This window comes from Flammeovirga sp. MY04, from assembly GCF_001682195.2.
GTDB classification, from domain to species: Bacteria; Bacteroidota; Bacteroidia; order Cytophagales; family Flammeovirgaceae; genus Flammeovirga; species Flammeovirga yaeyamensis.
In genome coordinates, this window is record NZ_CP003560.2 from 3,958,004 (window position 1) to 3,979,247 (window position 21,244).

Here is a 21,244-nt window from a genome sequence, read left to right on the forward strand (position 1 = left end):
GGTCAACATCAATTAGTAATTGATACTGTAGAGTTTCTTTTCAATCTTATTTTTCAGATCTATCGAACTCACCTCCTTACTTAAAGCAATTCGATAATTAATTTCAGCCATATCCCAATCTTGTAATTTGGTGTAATAATCCCCGAGGTGTTCGTAAGTTTCGAAAGACTCTGGGTTCAAACGTTTAAAGTGCATCAACTCTTTATCTTTAAAAGGTTCGTCTTGAGGTCCCCATTTTGAGATTAATTCAACAAATGATTTATAGGAATGATAGTTTCTATATTCTTGAGAGTAGATAAATTCAGCTTCTGAAAGCGTGTGTTCTTCAGAAGCCAGAGAATGTGAAGGAGAATTGGTATTCGAAAAGACCGAATCTAAGTTGTAACAATAATATTTTCCTAACTGATGATGATGCGTTGATACCCACATTTGTCGGGTTTTGGGCTTAAATATTACCGAGTGATGTAAATTAAGGGCATTGATCGATTTATGATTACCAAAACCAATTGTGGTGTTTTCAAATCCTTTTGTATCTCTTAGAATACTGGCTACAGTGTTTACATCAAAAGAAGATTGGTTATAGATAAGTTCTTTCAATCTTATGGATTTATAATAGGTAGCGTGATTTAAGTCGTAGATCTCCCCTTCACTTAAGCGAGTATTCTGTAAATGATTTGTAGCGACCAAAGCATCGTCTGAAGTAAGATGAATAGAATCTACACCTGTCGGAGTCATTTCAATTAATACAGCCGAGGAATCAAAAGCCGAGGAAACTAAAAAACTTTCAATCACATAACTTTTTTTGGTTAATGCAATGTTATAGGCTTCATCGGCCGTCATGGCGTACTGAAGAATTTCTCTTCCAATGATAGAAACAGGGTAAGTAGCATTGGTCGGGAAATCAGATTTTATGGGGTGTGTTGAAACTGTTAATCCCATCTCGTTCATTCCTGTTACCGTACCGATAAATCCCCCCCAAGTAATAGAAGCAAACTTAAACCCTTCATCAGGCTTGACAAAATGAATAATTTTTTCTCTCTGAAAATCTTTATTTATATCATATTCAAAGTTTCTTCCGATAAGCACTCCATTACCATTGGTATGTTGTGGACTTATGGCAAAAGAAACGGAACTATTCAATTCAACATCATCAAAGCTTCTTTCTAAATCATACAAACCATGATAGTTCAATACCCTTTGATAGTTATTACCAAAAGGAGCATATTCTTTTTTAGCATGTTGCGCTAACCCGTAGATCTCTTCTTTATACTCAGGAAGTATATTATTGTCTACATGTCGATGAAATAAAGAATGATATAAACGTACTCCAAGGTCAGAATTAAAAGGAGAGTGTTCTATAATTTTAGATATAAACGCTTCTTCGTGATCATGAAATAGTTCTTTGGTTAGTACTCCTGTAGCATAACCAATATCAAATGGACTACCTTCTGTATACAACTCCCATAAACCATCTTTTTGTTTTGAAATGAAGTTTTTATGATATACGAAGTGTCCTCTTCCTAAAGAATCTAATTGATACTGAGCAATACTGTCATCATCAATAAATGGTTTAGGTATAAATAGCCAAGAATGGGTCCAAGTCAGTAATAAAGCGATCAATAATATTGAAGCGATAATCAGTTTTCGCATGGGAAAAAATAGGTTTTAAGTAACATCTACAAAAGAAAGGATTGATTATTAATATCAAATTGAGGTTTAATATAAATGTCATAGCTGTTAGAAATAATTATTTATATAATAATGAGTTCATTAATTATAAAATAAAATAGTTTTCATTACATGGGTAAAATTGGATAATACCTTTCTCATTATATTACTATTCTAATATTGATATTTAAAAGAGCTGTTTAAACTTGAAATATGGATATCACTTTACATAGGTTGTAAAAATATGTTGGAATTAATTTTCTACCTCTTTGGTTATGTATTTGAATGCAAAAATTACAAGCTTATGAATAAAAACATCTACTTAATTATATTCTCATCTATCATCATTTTTTCATCATGTGTAAAAGACCTAGATAAAGAAGAAGCCCCAAGTTCTCCTATCGTTTCAACTAATTTTTCTGAAATTGATATCCCATCTGGCTTTAATTTCAATACATCAAAAAGGGTGGCTTTAAAAATCAAGTCAACTAATTTTGTCAATGATATAGTATACAGTTATTACTTCCTAGATGACGGTAATAATAAAGTAAAATTAGGATCTGGATTTTTTAATGGTGAAGAAGAGTTCACAACCTTTATTAGTTTACCTACTTACGTTAAAGATATATATGTACAAAAAAATGCAGCAGAATTGCAATGGGTACAAAAAATCAATATTGTAGGTGAATATGCATACGTCGCATTTAATGAGTTATCAAAACTAGATAAAACTTTTTCGAGAGTTACTGCATCAAGTAATCAAAGAGGAGCTACTGTTTGTGAAGATTATTTAGTGGCTACAAATGGTAAAGGTAAATCTTTCACTATACATCAAGAAAACAATTACTCTATTACTGACTATGCAGATATCGAGGCAAAATCATGGGCAATGGCTTATGATCAAGAAAACAATATCATGTACTATGATGTGAAAGGAAAGCTTTACAAAAGAACTTTAGGGACTTCCACTTCTACTCTTATTACAACAATTAATACTTCCTACGCGGGTTTAAACGATGGATATCCACGTATGACTTACAAAGATGGAATGCTGTATATCGGAGGTAATGGAGATTATGCTATTCTTGATGCTCAAACAGGTAATACTCTTAAAAATATCTCTGTTACTAATTTCCCTAACAATAAAAATGGAGGTGGTGATTTAGTTTTCGATTCAGAAGGTGATCTTTACCAAGCATGTTCAGGTGGTTTATATAGATTAGAAATGAATGCAGATACTACCGTTTACAATGCTGTTCGTTTAAGCGCTGATGATTTCCCATATTATTTAACAGGTATTGCCATTGATCGTTTCGATTACATTTATGCATCAACTAATGAGTCTAATTCTAAAATTATCAAATTAGATAAACAAGATGGTTCATTTGCAATTGTAGATACATTGAATAGAACCTGTAACGATTTAGCTGCATTTATCTGTTCAGATGATGATTTTGCTGGACAAGATTCTGATGGAGATGGTGTAAATGATGGTTTTGATGAATATCCAAATGATCCAGATTTAGCATTCAACAATTATATTCCAGGTACAAATGGTTTCGGATCTTATGCATTCGAAGATTACTACCCAGTTGTTGGTGATTACGATTTCAATGATGTTATAGTGAATTACAGACATAACAGCATTACTAATGCAAGTAATTTAGTTGTAAAATTAGAGTCGAAATATATTGCCAAATCAGTGAATGCAAGCTTTAATTCTGGATTCGCTATTGAGTTTCCAATTAAGTTAGATTCTATTGCAAGTGTGACGGGTTCAACTTTAACTTCTGGTATAGTTACATTAAATGCTAAAGGAACGGAAACAGGAGTTTCTAATGACAAGCCGGTTGTTGTTGTTTTTGATAATCAAAACTCAATTGTTACGGGTGGTGAGATCAAAACAAGTGGTGAGATGGATATGGTAATGACCTTCACACAACCAATCACTACTGGATTAATTAATTTTGAAAATCTTAATCCGTTTATATTCGTCAATGAACGAAGTAGAGAAGTGCATTTAAGTGGTAAACTACCTACCCAAAAATTTGATGCAAATAACTTTACAAGTGGAGATGATATAGGATCATTTAAAACATCAACGAATCATCCATGGGCATTAAGTATTGCACATACTTTCCACCCTCCGAAGGAGAATATTGATATTACAAATGCATACAATAATTTCAGTGCATTCGCTACTTCCGGAGGTACATCAAATACAAATTGGTACACCGATGATACTGGAAATAGAAATGAAGAAAATATACACTTAGACAATTAATTGTTCTCGTTTATAGCCAACCTTTTTAGGTTGGTTTTTTTATAAACTTATGTGTGATAACTGGGTTTCTACATCTTTGAATACATCATTTTTGTATTAGTGTAAATTTGTTTAGATGTACTATTAATCGATAAATTGTAGGATAAATATGTATGAATTTGAGTAAAATAAAATAGTACTTTTTATAATTCATGAATAATATATTTTTATATACATGTGTTAAGTTGTGTTTTTTAGATTTGATGATATGATTATTCTAATATTACATAGTAAACTATTTTATAATTTTTCATTTTGATAGTAATCAGTTACATCAAGTAAAAAAAGGAATTGAATTAATTTTCTTTATTGATGGTTTTATTGTTGATCAATAACTATTAATTATATCTTATGTTCAATTATCGATTATCTTTACTACTATCATTTCTGATATGTGTTAGTTCATGTGTCAGAGAAACAGAAAATGATCCATCAAATGCAAGTAATGGTGGAGAAACATTTGCCCAACTTGAAATCCCAGCGGACTTTGATTTTTCAACTTCTAAAAGCGTACATCTTAAAGTTCTATCTACCAATTTCTCAAACAATAGTTTATACACTGTTTATTTTTTGGATGACAATAATAACAGAGTAAAAATCAATACAGGTTATTCTATTGATGGAGGTATTTACGAAACAAAACTTGATATTCCATCTTATGTCGATGAGCTTAGAGTTGTAAAAGTTGCAGCAGAATTGGAATGGGAAAAAAGTATTTCAATTAACAGTGAATATGCTTTTATAGAATTTGATATAGACACACCACCTACCAAAACATTTCATAGAGTATTACCTGAAGAAAGTACTTCAAGGACAAAAAATTCGAGTTGTGAAGATTACTTAGTAGCCACAAATGGTCAAGGAAAATCATTTACTATTCATCAAGAAGACCAATATTCTATTACAGAATATCCGAATATTGAATCCAACTCATGGGCAATGGCTTATGATCAAGATAACAATATTATGTATTATGACGTAGCCGGTAAATTATACAAAAGAACTCTTGGTGAGTCAACTTCTACATTAATCACTTCTATTGCCACATCAAGTACAGGTTTGAATAATGGTTATCCAAGAATGACACTCAAAGATGGAAAAATATACATTGGTGACGGAGGTAGCTATGCTATTTTAGATGCAACAACAGGCAGTGTTCTCAAAAATATTACAGTAACTAATTTTCCTTCGAATAAAAATAATGGAGGAGATTTAGTTTTTGATTCCAATGGCGATTTATATCAAGCATGTTCAGGTGGTCTTTACAGATTAGAGATGAATGCTGATACAACTGTTTTTAATGCGGTTCGTATTAGTGCGGATAACTTTCCTTATTATTTGACAGGTATTGCGATAGATCGTTTTGATAACATTTATGCTTCTTCAAATGATAGTAATTCTAGGATTATCAAATTAGATAAACAAGATGGTTCATATGTTATTGTCAATACACTCAATAGAAGATGTAACGATTTAGCAGCATTTATTTGTTCGGATGATGATTTTGCTGGCCAAGATTCAGATGGAGATGGAATAAGCGATGGTTTTGATGAATATCCGAATGATCCAGCATTAGCATTTAATAATTATTACCCCGGATCGAATGGTTTTGGAACCTATGCTTTTGAAGACTTGTACCCTGCAGTAGGTGATTATGATTTTAATGATGTGATTGTGAATTACAGACATAATTTTATTACCAATGCAAATAATATGGTAGTAAAAATGGAATCAAAATATATTGCAAAGTCAGTGAATGCATCACTTAACTCTGGTTTTGGAATTGAATTACCGATACTATTAGATTCGATTACCTCAGTAACAGGAAGTACCTTATCAACAGGAATGGTCAGCTTAAACGGAAAAGGAACAGAAACGGGAATACCGGATAGTAAGCCTGTTATTATAGTATTTGATAATCAGAATGCTATTGTTAGTGGCAGTGATATTAAAACGAGTGGGGAAATGGATATGACCACAACGTTTACACAACCTATTACGACATCCTATTTAAACTTCGAGAATTTTAATCCTTTCATTTTTGCACACGAAAGAAGTCGAGAAATACACTTAAGCGGAAAATCTGCAACAACCAAATTCGATTCAGAATTTATTAATAAAGGAGCAGATGTTGGTGGATTTAAATCATCGACGAATCATCCTTGGGGATTGAGTATCAGTCATACTTTCCATCCTCCTAAAGAGAATGTAGATATTACGAATGCCTACAATAATTTTAGTGGATTTGCTACCTCTGGAGGTACATCAAAACGTAATTGGTACACAGATGACTCAGGAAATAGAAATGTAGATAAAATACATTTAGATAATTAATATTTTGATCTTGCCAACCTCAAAAGGGTTGGCTTTTTCATTACTCTATAAACTTTTTTGAGTGAATAAAATACATCATAAAATAGTATTATTCATTTATTGATAAGAATAAAGTAATTAATTACATGCATGTATTAGTAATTTATCTTTTTAAGAATATAACTATTCTAATAATTCACCTAAAAAGCATTGATTATCAATCAAAATCAATATATCGCATTACATATGTTGAAAAATGTGAATGAATTAATTATCTGATATTAAGGTTTATGTATTGATTATCAACTAATAATTAATCTCTTATGATCAATCAGCCCTTTAAATATTTACTAGCTATTCTTGTCGTATTTTGTTCATGTGTAAAAGAAACGACACAAGAACCAAATCAAGATAGTGCTAGTGAAACTTTCGCCCAATTAGAAATCCCAGCGGACTTTGATTTCTCAACAACACAAAATATACACCTTAAAGTAACCTCATCTAATTATGCAAGAAATAGTATTATCAATGTAGCTTTTAAGAATGATCAAGGTGATCTTATTGATATTGCAGAAGGTACTTCTGATAGTAAAGGTTTATATGAAACAAGAATAACAGTTCCAACATACGTTAAGGAACTAATCATTACTAAAGATGCTGCAGAGTTACAATGGGAGAAAAAATTAGCCATTTATTCTGAATATGCTTTTGTAGACTTTGATACAGCAGCAGTATTGAAAAGTACTTTCATCAGACAAGAAGCAAATAATCAAAGAAGAGGAAATGTTTGTGAAGATTATCTTGTCGCCATTAACGGTCAAGGAAAATCATTTACCATTCACCAAGAAAATGAATATTCTTTTACTGAATACGCAAACATTCAAGAGAAATGTTATGCAATGACTTATGATCAAGAAAACGACATTATGTATTATGATGTAAAAGGTGCATTATATAGAAGAAGCTTAGGTGGATCTACTCCTACTTTGATAAAAAACCTTTCTACAAGTAGTGATAATATCAATAACGGATATCCAAGAATGACCATGAAGGATAATGTTATTATTGTTGGTGCAGGTAATGATATTGCTCTTCTTGATCCTACGACAGGTAATGCTATAAAAAATGTAACTCTTACAAACATTCCTGATGATAAAAACAAAGGTGGAGATTTCATTTTTGATTCAATCGGGGATTTATATCTAGCATGTAAAGGTGGTTTATACCGTCTGGATCCTAATTCTGATACAACAGTTTATGAAGCAGTAAGAATTAGTGCAGATAACTTTAGATACTATTTAACAGGTATTGCTATTGACCGTTTCGATAATATTTATGCATCATCTAACGGAAGTAATTCTAAAATCTTTAAGATAGACAAGCAGGACGGATCATGGGCAATAGTTCATAGAGCAGGAAGACCCGTAAACGATTTAGCAGCATTTTTATGTAGCGATGATGATTTTGCTGGACAAGATTCTGATGGTGATGGTGTAAACGATGGATTTGACGAATATCCTGATGATCCTGAGGTGACTTTTGATAACTATTATCCTGGTGAAAACGGATTTGGTACTTATGCTTTTGAAGATTTTTATCCAGAAGAAGGTGATTATGATTTTAATGATGTGATCATCGATTATAGACATAATTTTGTAACAAATGCTGATAACAAAGTGGTAAGAATTGAATCTAAGTATGTAGCAAAAACAGTAGAAGCACTTTATCAATCTGGTTTCGCTATTCAGTTACCATTCCCTGCAGATTCTATTGCAAGTGTAACCGGGCATAATATAACAGCAGGTAAGGTAACTTTAGATGCAAAAGGTTTAGAAACAGGAATTTCCGCTGCTAATCCAGTAGTTGTGGTTTTTGATAATCAAAATGCCATTGTTAGACAAATTGGTAATAAGGAAATTAAGAAGAGTGATGATATCGATATGGTGATAACATTTACTCAACCTATTAGTTCAGAAACACTTAATTTCTCAGGATTTAATCCGTTTATCTTTGTCAATACAAGAGATAAAGAGGTGCATTTAGCGGGATATTCACCAACATCTAAATTTAACCAAGCTTACAGAAATAACACAGATGATGTAGGGTCGTATAGAACAGCGACTAATCACCCGTGGGGATTAAGTATTGGTCATAAATTCCATCCACCAAAAGAAAATGTAGATATTACTCAAGCGTATAATAACTTTAGTTTATTCTCTACATCAGGAGGTACATCAAAGCAAAATTGGTATACTGATGATGATGGAAATAGAAATACTGAAAATATTCACCTTGATCAAGATGATATAGAAGAATAATTATAAACATAAAGGCTGTTTCGTAGTGAAGCAGCCTTTTATTTTTAGTAATTATCTTAAAGTTTAATTTCAATTTATTGGTGATGCCTTTTTTCTTAGATAAAATGTATCTTTATCCCCTCAATAATTTGATAAAGAATGATCAAGAAAATTTTTTTAGGGATATTATTTTTCCTCCTGCTTTTCTTAGGGTATTATCACGAAGAAGCATTATATGGTATTCGTCAAGGAAAAGGTCAATTACAAATAATTTTTGATGCAAAACCTTTATCATCTTATTTAGAAGACCCCGAAATAAGTGAGAAACAAAAAGCCAAGATTCATTTAATCCAAGAAATCCGTCAGTTTACTATAGATTCTTTAGGATTGGATTATACAGAAAGTTACACAAAAATGTATGATCAAAAAGGAGAACCTATTTTGTGGAATGTAACGGCTTGTAAGCCTTTTGAACTCACCCCAAAAAGATGGTCATTTCCTATCGCAGGCTCCTTTCCATATAAAGGCTATTTTATTAAAGATCTAGCAACAACTGAAAGAGATGAATTGAGAAAAGAAAGTTGGGATGCTGAGGTAAGAGAAGTATCTGCTTGGTCTACTTTAGGAGTACTCAATGATCCTATATTGAGTAGTATGCTAGAAAGAAGTACTGGAAGCCTTGCACAATTGGTCATTCATGAGCTAACACATGGAACACTATATGTAAAAGGAAGTATCACCTATAACGAAAATCTAGCTGATTTTGTAGGAGACGAAGGAGCCAAAAGATTCTTGATTTATAAGTATGGAAAGTATTCTGAAGAGTATATCAAGTTTATGGCTCGAAGTGGTGATCGTAAAACATTTTCTGAGTATATCTTAAAATCAACCAATTCGTTAGATAGCCTTTATCAAACGTTTACTGATCAAATGTCGGTCGAAGAAAAGCAGCAATTAAAAGATCAAAAGATCAAAGAGATTACGGAGGGATTACAGCATTTATCATTTTCAAATTATAATTATTGTACTTACTTCGATGACTTCACTCCTAATAATACTTTCTTTATGAGTTATAAACGCTACAGAAGTAAACAGAACGAATTTAAACAGGAGTTTGAGGAAGACTTTCATGGAGATTTCCATGCATATATGGATTACCTAAAAGAAGAATATAAACCAATGTTTAAGTATCTAAAAAAGATGTTTTGATGGTTATAAAAATGGGTGATGTCTTAAAAGGCACCACCCATTTTTTTCATTAGAAAGTTATTTTATAATAGAAGTTCGGAAGAATAAAGAATACTCTATCCTCTTCTACTTTTTGTTCTCTTAAATTGTATTTATATCCTGCCGTTTGTTCTGTAAGCAAAGCATTTTGCATATCCAATCCCCAAGTCCTCACACTTTTCTTTTTTGGAATTTTATAGGTGATCCCAAAGTTCATCCAAATTTCGTCTTGACCTTTGATAGAATACAACTCGTTTTCTTTATAGACTACTTTTTGTTGATCATGTGAAGCTTGTTCATCGTAAGGAGTTAAAGGCACACCACCCAAATAAGTAGCATTGATGTTAAATCCTAAAAGGCGATTTCCTTTGACAACAATCTCTTTTCCGGCAGTAATTGTAGCCATATAATTTCTATTGAATAATGTATTTCTAGTGACTCCTAGGTCGTCTGTATATTTTGAATCGTATAAAGATCCAGATAGCATATAATAAAAACCATTCACCATAGAACGTTCCAAAGTAACATCTATCCCTTTATTTACACCCGTTCCTGTATTCACTATTGGTGCATCGCTATTCCATAAAGTGGTATAATTGGCAAATGAATATGAAGTGCCTTGCATTACTGGGACATCAATTAATTCTTGGTAATAAACCTCTGTGGTTAATCGAATATTTTTAGTGAGGTTAATTTTTACACTACCTACATAATGATCCGATTTAGATAGCTTCATATCATTCACCTCTTGAGTAAGAGGATTAATAAATGAATATACTTTCAATTCTTCTCTTTTGCTATGTCTACCGTAAGCTACTCCAAGAATAATATCTTTAGTAGGAGTGTATTGCATTCCCATTCTTGGTTCTAAGGATACCTCATCAGTTAGTTCAAACTTCGTCATTGCCAATCCAGCATTTACACTAAATTTAGGGAACAACTGATATTTAAAATCAGTAAATGCATTCAAGTTATACGCACTGTTGTTTGTTCTGAATACCTCATTTAGATTTCCATATAATGAATCCGTTTTATAAGCATAAGCGTCTGTAGATAATAGATCAACTCTTACACCAGATTTATTAATCAATTTAGAAGTGATATTGGAAGTTAAAGTCGTTGCCAAAGACACTTTATAATCTATGTTTTTCTGGTTTTCGTAAGGATGAAGGGTACCCTCATTTAAAGTATCAGCTACCTCTTCGAAGAAACGGGTAGTGTTAGCATACTTATTGGCAGTCACCCCTAAAGTAGTTTTTAAAACACTCGAAGATCCTATCGATTTTGTATGATTTACCCCGAAAGCACCCATTCCAAAATCAATATCCTTATCTAAATAATCTTGCTCATATTCTCTGTATTTGATCTTTACTTCAGGGTTTTCGTCCTCTTTATCTTTATTTTTAATTTGATGTTGATATTTTTTATAAGGTGTTTCAATATCACTTAAACCACCCATACCCCAAACATTTATGTTACCGTATTTTTTAGAAGGGAAGGAAAGATTAAATGATAAATCCTGAAAGTTGGGAGCCGTACCACCAGATAATTTACCAATATATCCAATGAAGCCATGTCTGTAGTTTACTAAATAAGAAGACCCTTTTTCTCTATTGATTGGACCTTCCGAAGAAAGGTCAACACCCAAAACTCCCAGCTGCACAGAATGACTATGCTTTTCTGTATTCCCTTTTCTGAAATTAATATCAAATACTCCGGACGTACTGTTAGAGTATTCTGAAGGGAAGGCACCTGTGAAGAAATCAGTACTTCTTAATAAGTTGGTACTAAAGATGGAGATCAACCCTGCCCCTGCCAAGTTTCCTCCTCCGAAATGGGCAGCACCATACACATCTAAATCATTTACTCTCCATAAAACAGATGAAGGAGAGTTACCTCTAATCACTACACCATTATCTTGAGGAGAAGAAAACGTCACCCCCGCAAAGTTATAGGCTACACGAGAAGGATCACTCAATCCACCTGCAAAACGACTTGATTGTTCTACTGAAAAAGAACGACTACTCACAGTGGCCATCACATTATTGGCATCTTTATCGTTTGAAGAAGTAATCGTTACCCCTTCTAAAGTAGTCACCTCTTCGTTTAATTGAAACTCCAATTGTTGAGCATCAATTCCTGAAGCCAAAACTTCTGTCTTTCTCACTTTTTGATAACCAACAGAATGTATGATTAAAGTATAACGTCCTACTTTTAAACCTTTGATGATAAAATTACCATCAATATCAGTTGTTGCACCAATAATAGGATCTGAATTCTCGATTTGAATCGTTGCACCAATAATTGGTTGGTGAGTCACTTTATCAGTGATTTTACCTTTAATAAGTGATGTTTGAGCGTATATCAGATGAGTTGATATCAATAACAGGAATGTGAATAGAAGTTTATTTTTCATTATTTAGAGATCATTTGATTGTTGTTCGAATTAATGACCCTTCGCTAATCCTTTACCCCTATTCATTTTATAAAAAAAGTGAAAACCGTCGTAGACAGTCTTCACTTTACCATTGAAACGTTAAGTGTGAGGAGATATATATTTTTATTGAATCATAATTCTTTTAGTGAAGCCATTTACCTTGAGGAAATAGACACCACTCTCTAAGTGAGATAGATTCAATTGTAATTGGTTATCGCTAATAATGGTCTTTCTATCAATTTGTAGTTCCTGACCTGCAGAAGAGTAAAGTGATAACGTTTCTGATGAACCTAAAAAGTTGGTTGCAATGTTAATCACACCTGTACTTGGGTTAGGATACACATTGATTAGATTTTCCACATCAAAGCTTACTTTTGCAGGTTGGTAATATTTAAACTGACCATCAAAATCAACTTGTTTTAATCTATAATAAACAGTGTTGTGAGTAATATTTTGATCAGTGTATGAATAATTAATTGTAGTATTTGAGTTACCATTACCTTCAATAACAGCTAATTCAAACCAATTTGTTTTATCAGAAGATTTTTCGATCACAAAGTGAGAGTTGTTAATCTCTGTGGCAGTAGACCATTCAATAGCAACTTGATTATCGACCAAATTTGCTTTGAAGTAAGCCAAATCTATGGGTAAATCATCTCCCTCTACTAATTCGATAAAACCAAAATCGCTACTTTCTCCGCCAGAGAAAATATCTTGACAGAATACTTCAAAAGAGTTAAAAGTGATTATAAATAAGAAGTAAAATTTTTTCATAGGTTCGTAATTATTGGGTAATAAACTGATAGGTTTTGATGGTTATTCTGTCGGAGCTGTTCTTCCTCCTCTACCGCCCAACTGACGGTATTCTTGATAATAGTTTCTCGCTGCTAATTTTCTATTTGATGTTTCCAAAAGGTTTTTACTTCTATTGTAAGAACCACCTCTTACTCCGCTACCTAAAGCAGTATCATTGCAAGGCCAATTTTCAACATCTGCAAGACCAACATCAGGACATAAATGTCCATCTCCATGTTCTCCAGTAAAAACTCTACCTTTTTCATGACCCACAGTCACTACTTTTTCAGAAACATTTCCACTCATTTCCATAATTCCATAATAAGTAGCACCTGCTTGTACTCTTGTTAATGAAGCTCCTGTAGAATATCCTGAGAACTTCCCTGTACGATAGGGTTTGTAAGTACCATTAGAGTTTTTCTTGTAATTAGCATTACCTGTATTCATTGAAAAATTACTTGAAATAGATTCCGATTTAGTGTCTTCATTAACTGTAGTGTAATCGTTTTCATTTAGTAATGTATTACCCCAAACATACTCATTTGGAACAGGGGTTTGAGTTCCACGACAAGCTTTTTCAAATTCCAATTCTGTGATAGGTCTTAATGCAGCCCAATCTAAGTAGGCAGCCAATCCTTGCCATGATAAATATTGAATTGGAACATAAGGTTGATCGGAGTACACTACACTGTCAGTATTTACAATCAAATTTCTACCTTTTTCTTGTTTACGAATAAGGTTAGTTGCATCATCAAAATCTATGGTACTTAGAAATGCAGTGAACTGTGCTTGAGTGATTTCATATTTCATACAGTAGAATGCATTGTAACCTTTCGGAAAACTTTCTGATAATACTCCTGTTTGATCTCCTTGATGGTTTATACTGGCAGTATCGTAATATAAATTATTTGATTGATTACCGATAGTAATTGAGTTTTCACTGTCAACATAATATGTATCGGTATCAGTAGAACCATTGTATTTATAAAAATGACCTTTTTCGTTACCTCCAGACCCCAAATGATAAGCCCCTTGAGGAACGTATACCATTTCTATGGCAAATGCTCTGATTTTGATTTTATCATCATCGTTAACGGCGTTTGCACCATAATTCCACACAAACGATAAATCGTAATTTACACTTTGTTGCTGTATTGGTGTGTCACTATATACAAATGCACCATGTGCATTACCATTATTGTCATCATTACTTACATCAATGTTTGCGTTTAAGGCATAATGTCCTGCGTCTAATTGATCGTAATTTAACTTCACGTGAGACCATTGTCCGTTACCTACTTTGTATTTAAAAAATACCCAAGCGGCATCCCAATTACCTGGAGCCTCGGTTAATTTCCAAGAATTATCCCAAGTAATGTTTACTTTAATTTCTACAGTTTTGTTCTCTGTGTCTTTATTCTGGAAGGATAAAGAGTTTACTGAAATATTATTCGCATGTGTAATTACAGTAAGGATACAAATTAGTAGAGTAGTCAAATAGTAGTGTTTATTCATGATACTAAATAGATGTTAATAAGCTATACTACTATCCAAACATGGTTAAAAAAGAATTAGTTCTAACTTATGTAAGTATTATATGATTTTGGTGATTTTTTGAGGTCATTAAAGAATTAATGAAGAAAAATCTTAGATATATTATATAGATAACTAAGAATTAAATGGTTAAGTGATATAAACTATTTTTTTATTGTTTTTATAGATATTCTTTACATGCTTTTTTAAACCCTACAAAACTCTTTTTATACAAAAAGGAAAATCTCACAAAGATTTTCCTTTAGACGAACCATGAAGTTTGTTCTTTCTACTGTAACTAAATCAACGAATAACTATAGGTAGTGAACCAATATTTCTTAATTTCAAGTAGTACATTCCTTTTACATGTTCTTGAAAAACTACTTGTACTAATTTGTCTGATTTTTTATAAATGTTGTAATGTATTTCTTTTCCCATGCCATCGAATATTTTTAGGTATTGAATATCATCTTCATGTAGAGTCACATAGAAGGAACCGTTATTTGGGTTGGGGTAAATGACCACATCTGTCTGACCGAAATCACTTACTTTAAGTGGGCCGAAATATTCAAACTGTCCATCAAAATCTACTTGTTTAAGTCGGTAGTAAGCAGTTCCTAAATAGGGTTGTTCATCTATAAACTCATATTCGATTTCATGATTTGAATTTCCATAACCTTTCAACTTACCTATTTCTTCCCATTGTTTTCCATCAATAGACCTTTCTACAGAGAAGTAATCGTTATTTAATTCCGTGTATGTACTCCAATAAAGCGTAACATTAGCATTATTTTTTGTGACTTTAAAATCACCCATTGTAACGGGTAAATCGGGGTCTTCTATTATTTCTGCGTAGGTAAATAAGCTACTTTCTCCACCAGAGAAGATGTCTTGTGCATTAATTACCATAGAGGAAAGTATAAAGCAGAACGTGTATATATATTTCATATAACGAGAATTAAAATCTTGAATATTAATTGGTAGGTGCTGTTCTTACACCACGTCCTCCAATTTGTTTTTTTTCACCGGTGAATGTTTGAGAAGCAGAAATTCTATTCGAAACACGCATTCTACCAGCACCTTTGCTATAGGTACCTCCTTTCACACCTGTTCCTATTGCGGAAGTATTACTTGGCCAATTAGTTACATTTGCGTACCCATCTTCATCCAATTGCCCGTCACCGTGTTTTCCTGTAAATAATCTTCCTTCCGGTCGACCGATACTCACAATTCTTTCTTCCATGTTTCCACTCATTTCCATGATACCATAGAATGTACTTCCCGATTGTTCTCTAGTCATACTTCCACCAAGGTTATAAGAGGAAATCATACCTATTCTGTAGGGTTGGGTGTTGTCTGTATTTTTATAGATTGCATTTCCAGAAGTGGTAGAAAAGTTACTACTGATTTGTTCTATGTTTGTTCCTTCATTTGAGTAGGTATAAATAGATGATGCGACATCATCATTTCCCCAGGCAAACTCTTTAAAGGATGGTGAAGCAGTTCCCCTACAAGCTTTTTCAAATTCCAACTCAGTCATAGGTCTTAGTGCAGCCCAATCTAAAAATGCAGCAAAACCAACCCATGATAGGTATTGTACAGGTACATAAGGTTCGGATGCGATGTAGATACTATCATCCGCTGATGTAATATTATTACGATCGTTTTCTTTTTTATTTAATAATTGATCGACATGATCTTTATTGATGGTGCTTAAAAAACCGGCAAATAGACCTTGAGAGATTTCGTACTTCATACAATAAAAAGCATCATAGCCTTTTGGAAAATTATTAGGAATGGGTCCTAACTGATCTCCTTGTTTATAAGTTGCTGTTGAATCTAGTATATCATACCAAAGGTTTCCTGTTCCTTGTCCAATTGTAATTTCAGATTCACTACCAACAGTATATGTATCTGTATCAGTAGATCCATTATATTCATATAGGTGACCATTTTCGTTTCCTGTAGAGCCAAGTTCAAAAGCAGCTTGAGGTACATATACCATTTCTATTGCAAAAAAGCGTATACTTAAATCATCATCATTACTGAGACCATTTATTCCATAATTCCATTTTAGAGAAAGTTCGTAGGACACATTTTGTTGAGTTATTGGATCCTTACTGTGAATATATACCCCGTGTGCATTCCCAAAACCATCGTCATTACTAAGATCAATCGTAGCTAAATCATTTATTTCTGAATGACCATGATCCATACTAATATCATAATTGAATAATACATGTTGCCACACACCATTTGTATCTCTAAATTTTGCAAACAACCAAACAGCATCATGATTGGATGGACCAGTGGTTACTTTCCATGAATTATCCCACTCCAAGGTTAAGTTCACCTGAATACTTTGATTATTTATATCTTTCTCTCCATACGTTAATGTGGTGATTCGTACATTATTCCCAAACGATGTTGATGTTGGAGAACAAAGAATTACAGCAAGTACAAAAAGTTTTAAGTAGTCATTCAAAATTAAGTTCATATTATGTAGGTTGATAACGAGTTCTACTTTCTAAACATTAATTTTTTTCACATCGTTCTTACTTGTGTAATAATTGCTCTTGTTTTTAGGTTTTATGGTGTTTTAGAGGAGTGAATGATTACTCATAAATAGTATAGTTAATTTTTTTTATTGAATTATATCAAGAATTTGACCTCTTAAAGTCGTGAAAATGAGTTCAATTGTTAATGTAAAAATATGTAGTTAATGTATTTATATAACGCTAAATAAATGTAAATACACTGGTTTTTGATGAAGTATTATATCAAATAAACTTTTTATAAAGCAAAAAAAAAGAGCCATTATTATGACTCTTTCATTGGATACTTTGTGATGATGTTTGATCAATCAACCTTTACCTTTATCATTAGCAGTTTGCTGACGAAGGTGGTTTAGCACATCAATTTTAGTAATCAAACCAACAAATTGATCTTCATTCATTAGAATGGCTACCATACCATCTCTGAAGATCTCCATCAAACGGTCGATACTATCTGATGCTTGAATGACCACAAGATTACTTGTCATGCATTCTGCAGCAAATCGATCGAAAGCCGATTCGTCTTCATAAACCGTAAATAAAATATCTGATTCGTCGATGATACCGAGTATTTCATCACCATCCATAATAGGAAGTTGAGAAATATCGTACATCTTCATTTTCTTGTACGTATCTAATAAGGTATCCTCGATACTTGCTGTAACGACCTCACCTTTATCATAATGATTAGAGATCAAGTCGCGTAAATCTCCGTATACCTCTTTTTCGATAAACCCTTTTTCTTTCATCCAGTGATCGTTAAATAGTTTAGAAAAGTATTTATTACCGCTATCGCACACAAAGGTAACTACTCTTTTCGGTTCTGTTTGTTCTTGACAATATTTTAAGGCTGCCGCGATGAGTGTTCCTGATGATGATCCAGCCAATAAGCCTTCTTTCATCAATAGCTCTCGTGCAGTAGAAAAACTTTCTTTATCTGTAATGGTGTAAGCCGTTTTCGTTTGAGAGAAGTCGGCAATTTCTGGAATAAAGTCTTCACCAATACCCTCTACATACCAAGAACCTGCTTCACCAAATTCGCCCTTATCGATGTAGTCTTTTAGAATAGAACCTTCTGGATCAGCTAAAACTAAATCGGTTTGTGGACTTACCTTTTTAAAGTACGCAGCCATTCCTGAAATTGTTCCAGAAGAACCCACACCTGCTACGACTGCATCTACATTCTGATCCATTTGTGCATAGATCTCTGGACCCGTAGTTAATTCGTGTGCCAAAGAGTTGTGCGGATTCGAAAATTGATCTATATAATAGTATCCTTTTTCTTCTGCCAACGCTTTTGCCATATCTTGGTAATATTCCGGATGTCCCTTTCCTACATCAGAACGAGTTAATAACACCTGTACACCCATTGCCTTTAGGTGAGCAATTTTCTCTTTACTCATTTTATCGGGCATCACAAGAATGAGTTTATATCCTTTTAGAACAGAAATTAACGCTAGGCCAAGTCCTGTATTTCCAGCCGTTGCTTCTATTAAGGTATCACCCGATTTTATTTTGCCTTCTTTTTCGGCATTTTCGATCATGCTTAAGGCAATACGGTCTTTAATAGATCCCCCAGGATTTTGGTCCTCTAGTTTTAAATAGAGTTCACAATTCCCTGTATCCATGTTTTCTACTTTAACAAGTGGGGTGTTTCCAATAAGTGATATAAGATCTTGTGGTTTATTCATGTATGTATTAGTGTGAGTTATATCTACAAATGTAATTAAATAAAGTGATGTGCAAGAAGAATGTATAAGAAATGAACCGATCTTTTCTCTGATTCTTAGATTGATGTCTCTATTTTTTATCAAATAGTCTTTTGAAAAGCAGGCGTTGAACAATTTTGTCCACATAATGTTCAATTTATGCATTTAAAAGTACTATTAAAGCTTCTATTTTGATCAAATGATAAATTATTTATCAATTATATGTTATTTATTTTAACTAAGTTGGTTTTTTTCAAAAACATGTTTTACATTTGATAAAACATTAATCGTTAAATGTTTATATTTTGATTATTTGATAAATATGTTTAAAAAATAATCGAAAAAAATATCAAAAAAATTCTCTGAACGTATCTATATTACGTTCTACTCCCCTAAGTTTGTATTATCAACAATTCGGAAGTAGAAAAGTTGATGATCAAAAAGAAAGAACATACACACAAAAATATTTAGTTATCATGGCTGCAGATAAAGGGCAAAACACAGAAAAATTAAAAGCATTAGAAACAACTATTGCTAAGTTGGAAAAACAATTCGGTAAAGGAGCTGTTATGAAGATGACAGACGACAGCGTCGAAAATATTCCTGCAATTTCAACAGGTTCTTTAGGACTTGATTTAGCTTTAGGTGTTGGAGGTATTCCAAGAGGTCGTATCATTGAGATCTACGGTCCGGAATCTTCTGGTAAAACTACTTTAACGCTTCACATTATTGCAGAAGCACAAAAACAAGGTGGTATGGCTGCATTTATCGATGCAGAACACGCTTTTGATAAAGTGTATGCTGAAAAATTGGGTATCGACATGGAAAGATTGTTGGTTGCTCAGCCAGACCATGGTGAACAAGCTTTAGAAATCGCTGAACAATTGGTACGTTCAGGTGCTATCGACGTATTAGTAGTCGATTCAGTAGCAGCTTTAGTACCAAAAGCAGAATTGGAAGGCGATATGGGTGATAGTAAAATGGGTCTTCATGCTCGTTTAATGTCACAAGCACTTCGTAAAATTACTGGTGCTATTTCTAAGACAAACTGTTCAGCTATCTTCATTAACCAATTGCGTGAAAAGATTGGTGTAATGTTCGGTAACCCTGAAACAACGACAGGTGGTAACGCATTAAAATACTATGCTTCTGTACGTTTGGATATCCGTCGTATCGGTGCGATCAAAGAATCTGCTGATAATGTAACTGGTAACCGTACAAGAGTGAAAGTTCAAAAGAATAAAGTGGCACCTCCTTTCAAACAAACTGAATTCGATATCCTTTATGGTGAAGGTATTTCTCGTGCCGGTGAGGTATTGGATATGGCAGTTGAATTTGAGATTGTCAACAAAGCAGGTTCTTGGTTCTCTTATAGCGGATCTAAATTAGGTCAAGGTAGAGAAACAGTAAAAGAATTGATCAAGTCGAATCCAGAATTAATGGAGGAGTTGGAAGCGAAAATCAAAGAAAAAGTATTTGGTATCGCTCCAGAGGAGGAAGAAGTTGCTCCTGCTGAATAATTAAGAAACGAATAGTTAATGCTGAGTGGGGATACTCGCATTAAAATATTATAGTAGTAAAATGAAATCCCTCGCTTTTCTAAAGTGAGGGATTTTTTATTAAGCACTTTTTTGAAGTGATAATTCATTGATAAACATCAAAGACTATTTAGAAAGAAGATCGTCTTTTAAAGAAGAATTGGGTGCGTTTCCTCCAATAAAAACATTCAATAATGCGTTCTGAAATTCTTTGTGATGTATATCAAGTATTAAATTGTTGTCTCGGAAAATCTTAGTATCGTCTTCTCCATGAAATTCGAAACGGTAATGGTCTCCAATGGTATTTTTATCTTCAAAAATCTTTGCAAAATCGCTTATATAAGAATGATAATTATCGGTCGCATAATTATTTGATGTAGCAAAGGCATTCTCAAAAAAATGAGAAGTTTCTACAAATGTATTTGGCAGGGCAACATCAGCTTCTTTGATATTTTGAAGAATCGTTGAAAATTTTCCACTCTTTAATAATTCCTTATTTTTTTCGTGTAGATCTTTAATCTCATCAATAGTACGTTGAGATTGAAACTGATTGGAGGTGATCACTAAATCGATAATCCTTAATTCTTCAGAATAAATAATCTTAAGGGGATCACTACTGGGTTTTTCTAAATATAAACCACAAGAAAATAGTTTATGTATCGATTTGATATAGGTTCCTCCCCCATTTAGTTGTAGTGTTTTTCCATAGGATTCAATTTTTTTCTTAAAATCTACATTATATAATAATGTAACATCGTGTTGGTCTTGTGCATTTACTGAGTGTGAAAAAATTGTAGATACAAAAAACACAACGAAATAAATATACTTCATGTTTGTGGTGTAAATGTG

13 protein-coding genes are annotated in these 21,244 nt (G+C 33.0%); 5 read left to right on the plus strand and 8 right to left on the minus strand.

The features are described from left to right. Positions 1–12 precede the first annotated feature (12 nt). Positions 13–1,650, minus strand: coding sequence for a C45 family autoproteolytic acyltransferase/hydolase (locus MY04_RS15800; RefSeq protein ID WP_066211155.1), 1,638 nt, complete (start codon positions 1,648–1,650; stop codon positions 13–15). Positions 1,651–1,972: 322 nt separating this feature from the next. Between MY04_RS15800 and MY04_RS15805 the strand changes: the two genes are divergently transcribed. The 4 genes from MY04_RS15805 to MY04_RS15820 all read left to right on the plus strand — a co-directional run bounded on the left by MY04_RS15805 (position 1,973) and on the right by MY04_RS15820 (position 9,810). Then, the gene (locus MY04_RS15805) at positions 1,973–3,952 is read left to right on the plus strand and encodes an LruC domain-containing protein (RefSeq protein ID WP_158297731.1); all 1,980 of its coding nucleotides are present in this window, start codon (positions 1,973–1,975) and stop codon (positions 3,950–3,952) included. A 390-nt stretch (positions 3,953–4,342) separates the two neighbouring features. Beyond that, positions 4,343–6,325, plus strand: a complete 1,983-nt coding sequence (locus MY04_RS15810; protein WP_066211159.1) for an LruC domain-containing protein — start codon at positions 4,343–4,345, stop codon at positions 6,323–6,325. 302 nt (positions 6,326–6,627) lie between these two features. Beyond that, positions 6,628–8,622, plus strand: a complete 1,995-nt coding sequence (locus MY04_RS15815) for an LruC domain-containing protein (RefSeq protein WP_066211163.1) — start codon at positions 6,628–6,630, stop codon at positions 8,620–8,622. 138 nt (positions 8,623–8,760) lie between these two features. Then, positions 8,761–9,810, plus strand: a complete 1,050-nt coding sequence (locus MY04_RS15820) for an aminopeptidase (protein WP_066211165.1) — start codon at positions 8,761–8,763, stop codon at positions 9,808–9,810. 49 nt (positions 9,811–9,859) lie between these two features. Here MY04_RS15820 and MY04_RS15825 read toward each other — a convergent pair whose 3' ends face one another. The 6 genes from MY04_RS15825 to MY04_RS15850 form a co-directional block, all read right to left on the minus strand. Continuing rightward, a complete protein-coding gene (locus tag MY04_RS15825) occupies positions 9,860–12,244 on the minus strand; it encodes a TonB-dependent receptor (RefSeq protein ID WP_066211167.1) in 2,385 nt (794 codons plus the stop codon). A gap of 144 nt (positions 12,245–12,388) precedes the next feature. Next, a complete protein-coding gene (locus tag MY04_RS15830) occupies positions 12,389–13,039 on the minus strand; it encodes a T9SS type A sorting domain-containing protein (RefSeq protein ID WP_066211169.1) in 651 nt (216 codons plus the stop codon). Positions 13,040–13,081: 42 nt separating this feature from the next. Next, positions 13,082–14,575, minus strand: a complete 1,494-nt coding sequence (locus MY04_RS15835) for a formylglycine-generating enzyme family protein (protein WP_066211171.1) — start codon at positions 14,573–14,575, stop codon at positions 13,082–13,084. Positions 14,576–14,896: 321 nt separating this feature from the next. Then, entirely contained in the window at positions 14,897–15,541 is a 645-nt protein-coding gene (locus tag MY04_RS15840; RefSeq protein ID WP_084005918.1) for a T9SS type A sorting domain-containing protein, read from the minus strand. A 25-nt stretch (positions 15,542–15,566) separates the two neighbouring features. Beyond that, the gene (locus MY04_RS15845) at positions 15,567–17,090 is read right to left on the minus strand and encodes an SUMF1/EgtB/PvdO family nonheme iron enzyme (protein ID WP_066211175.1); all 1,524 of its coding nucleotides are present in this window, start codon (positions 17,088–17,090) and stop codon (positions 15,567–15,569) included. A gap of 366 nt (positions 17,091–17,456) precedes the next feature. Beyond that, a complete protein-coding gene (locus MY04_RS15850; RefSeq protein WP_066213373.1) occupies positions 17,457–18,839 on the minus strand; it encodes a pyridoxal-phosphate dependent enzyme in 1,383 nt (460 codons plus the stop codon). A gap of 494 nt (positions 18,840–19,333) precedes the next feature. Here MY04_RS15850 and recA point away from each other — a divergent pair, with 494 nt between their 5' ends. After that, a complete protein-coding gene (gene recA, locus MY04_RS15855) occupies positions 19,334–20,377 on the plus strand; it encodes a recombinase RecA (protein WP_066213374.1) in 1,044 nt (347 codons plus the stop codon). A gap of 144 nt (positions 20,378–20,521) precedes the next feature. Here recA and MY04_RS15860 read toward each other — a convergent pair whose 3' ends face one another. Then, complete coding sequence (locus MY04_RS15860; protein ID WP_066211176.1) at positions 20,522–21,226, minus strand: chalcone isomerase family protein; 705 nt, start codon at positions 21,224–21,226, stop codon at positions 20,522–20,524. Positions 21,227–21,244: the final 18 nt, after the last annotated feature.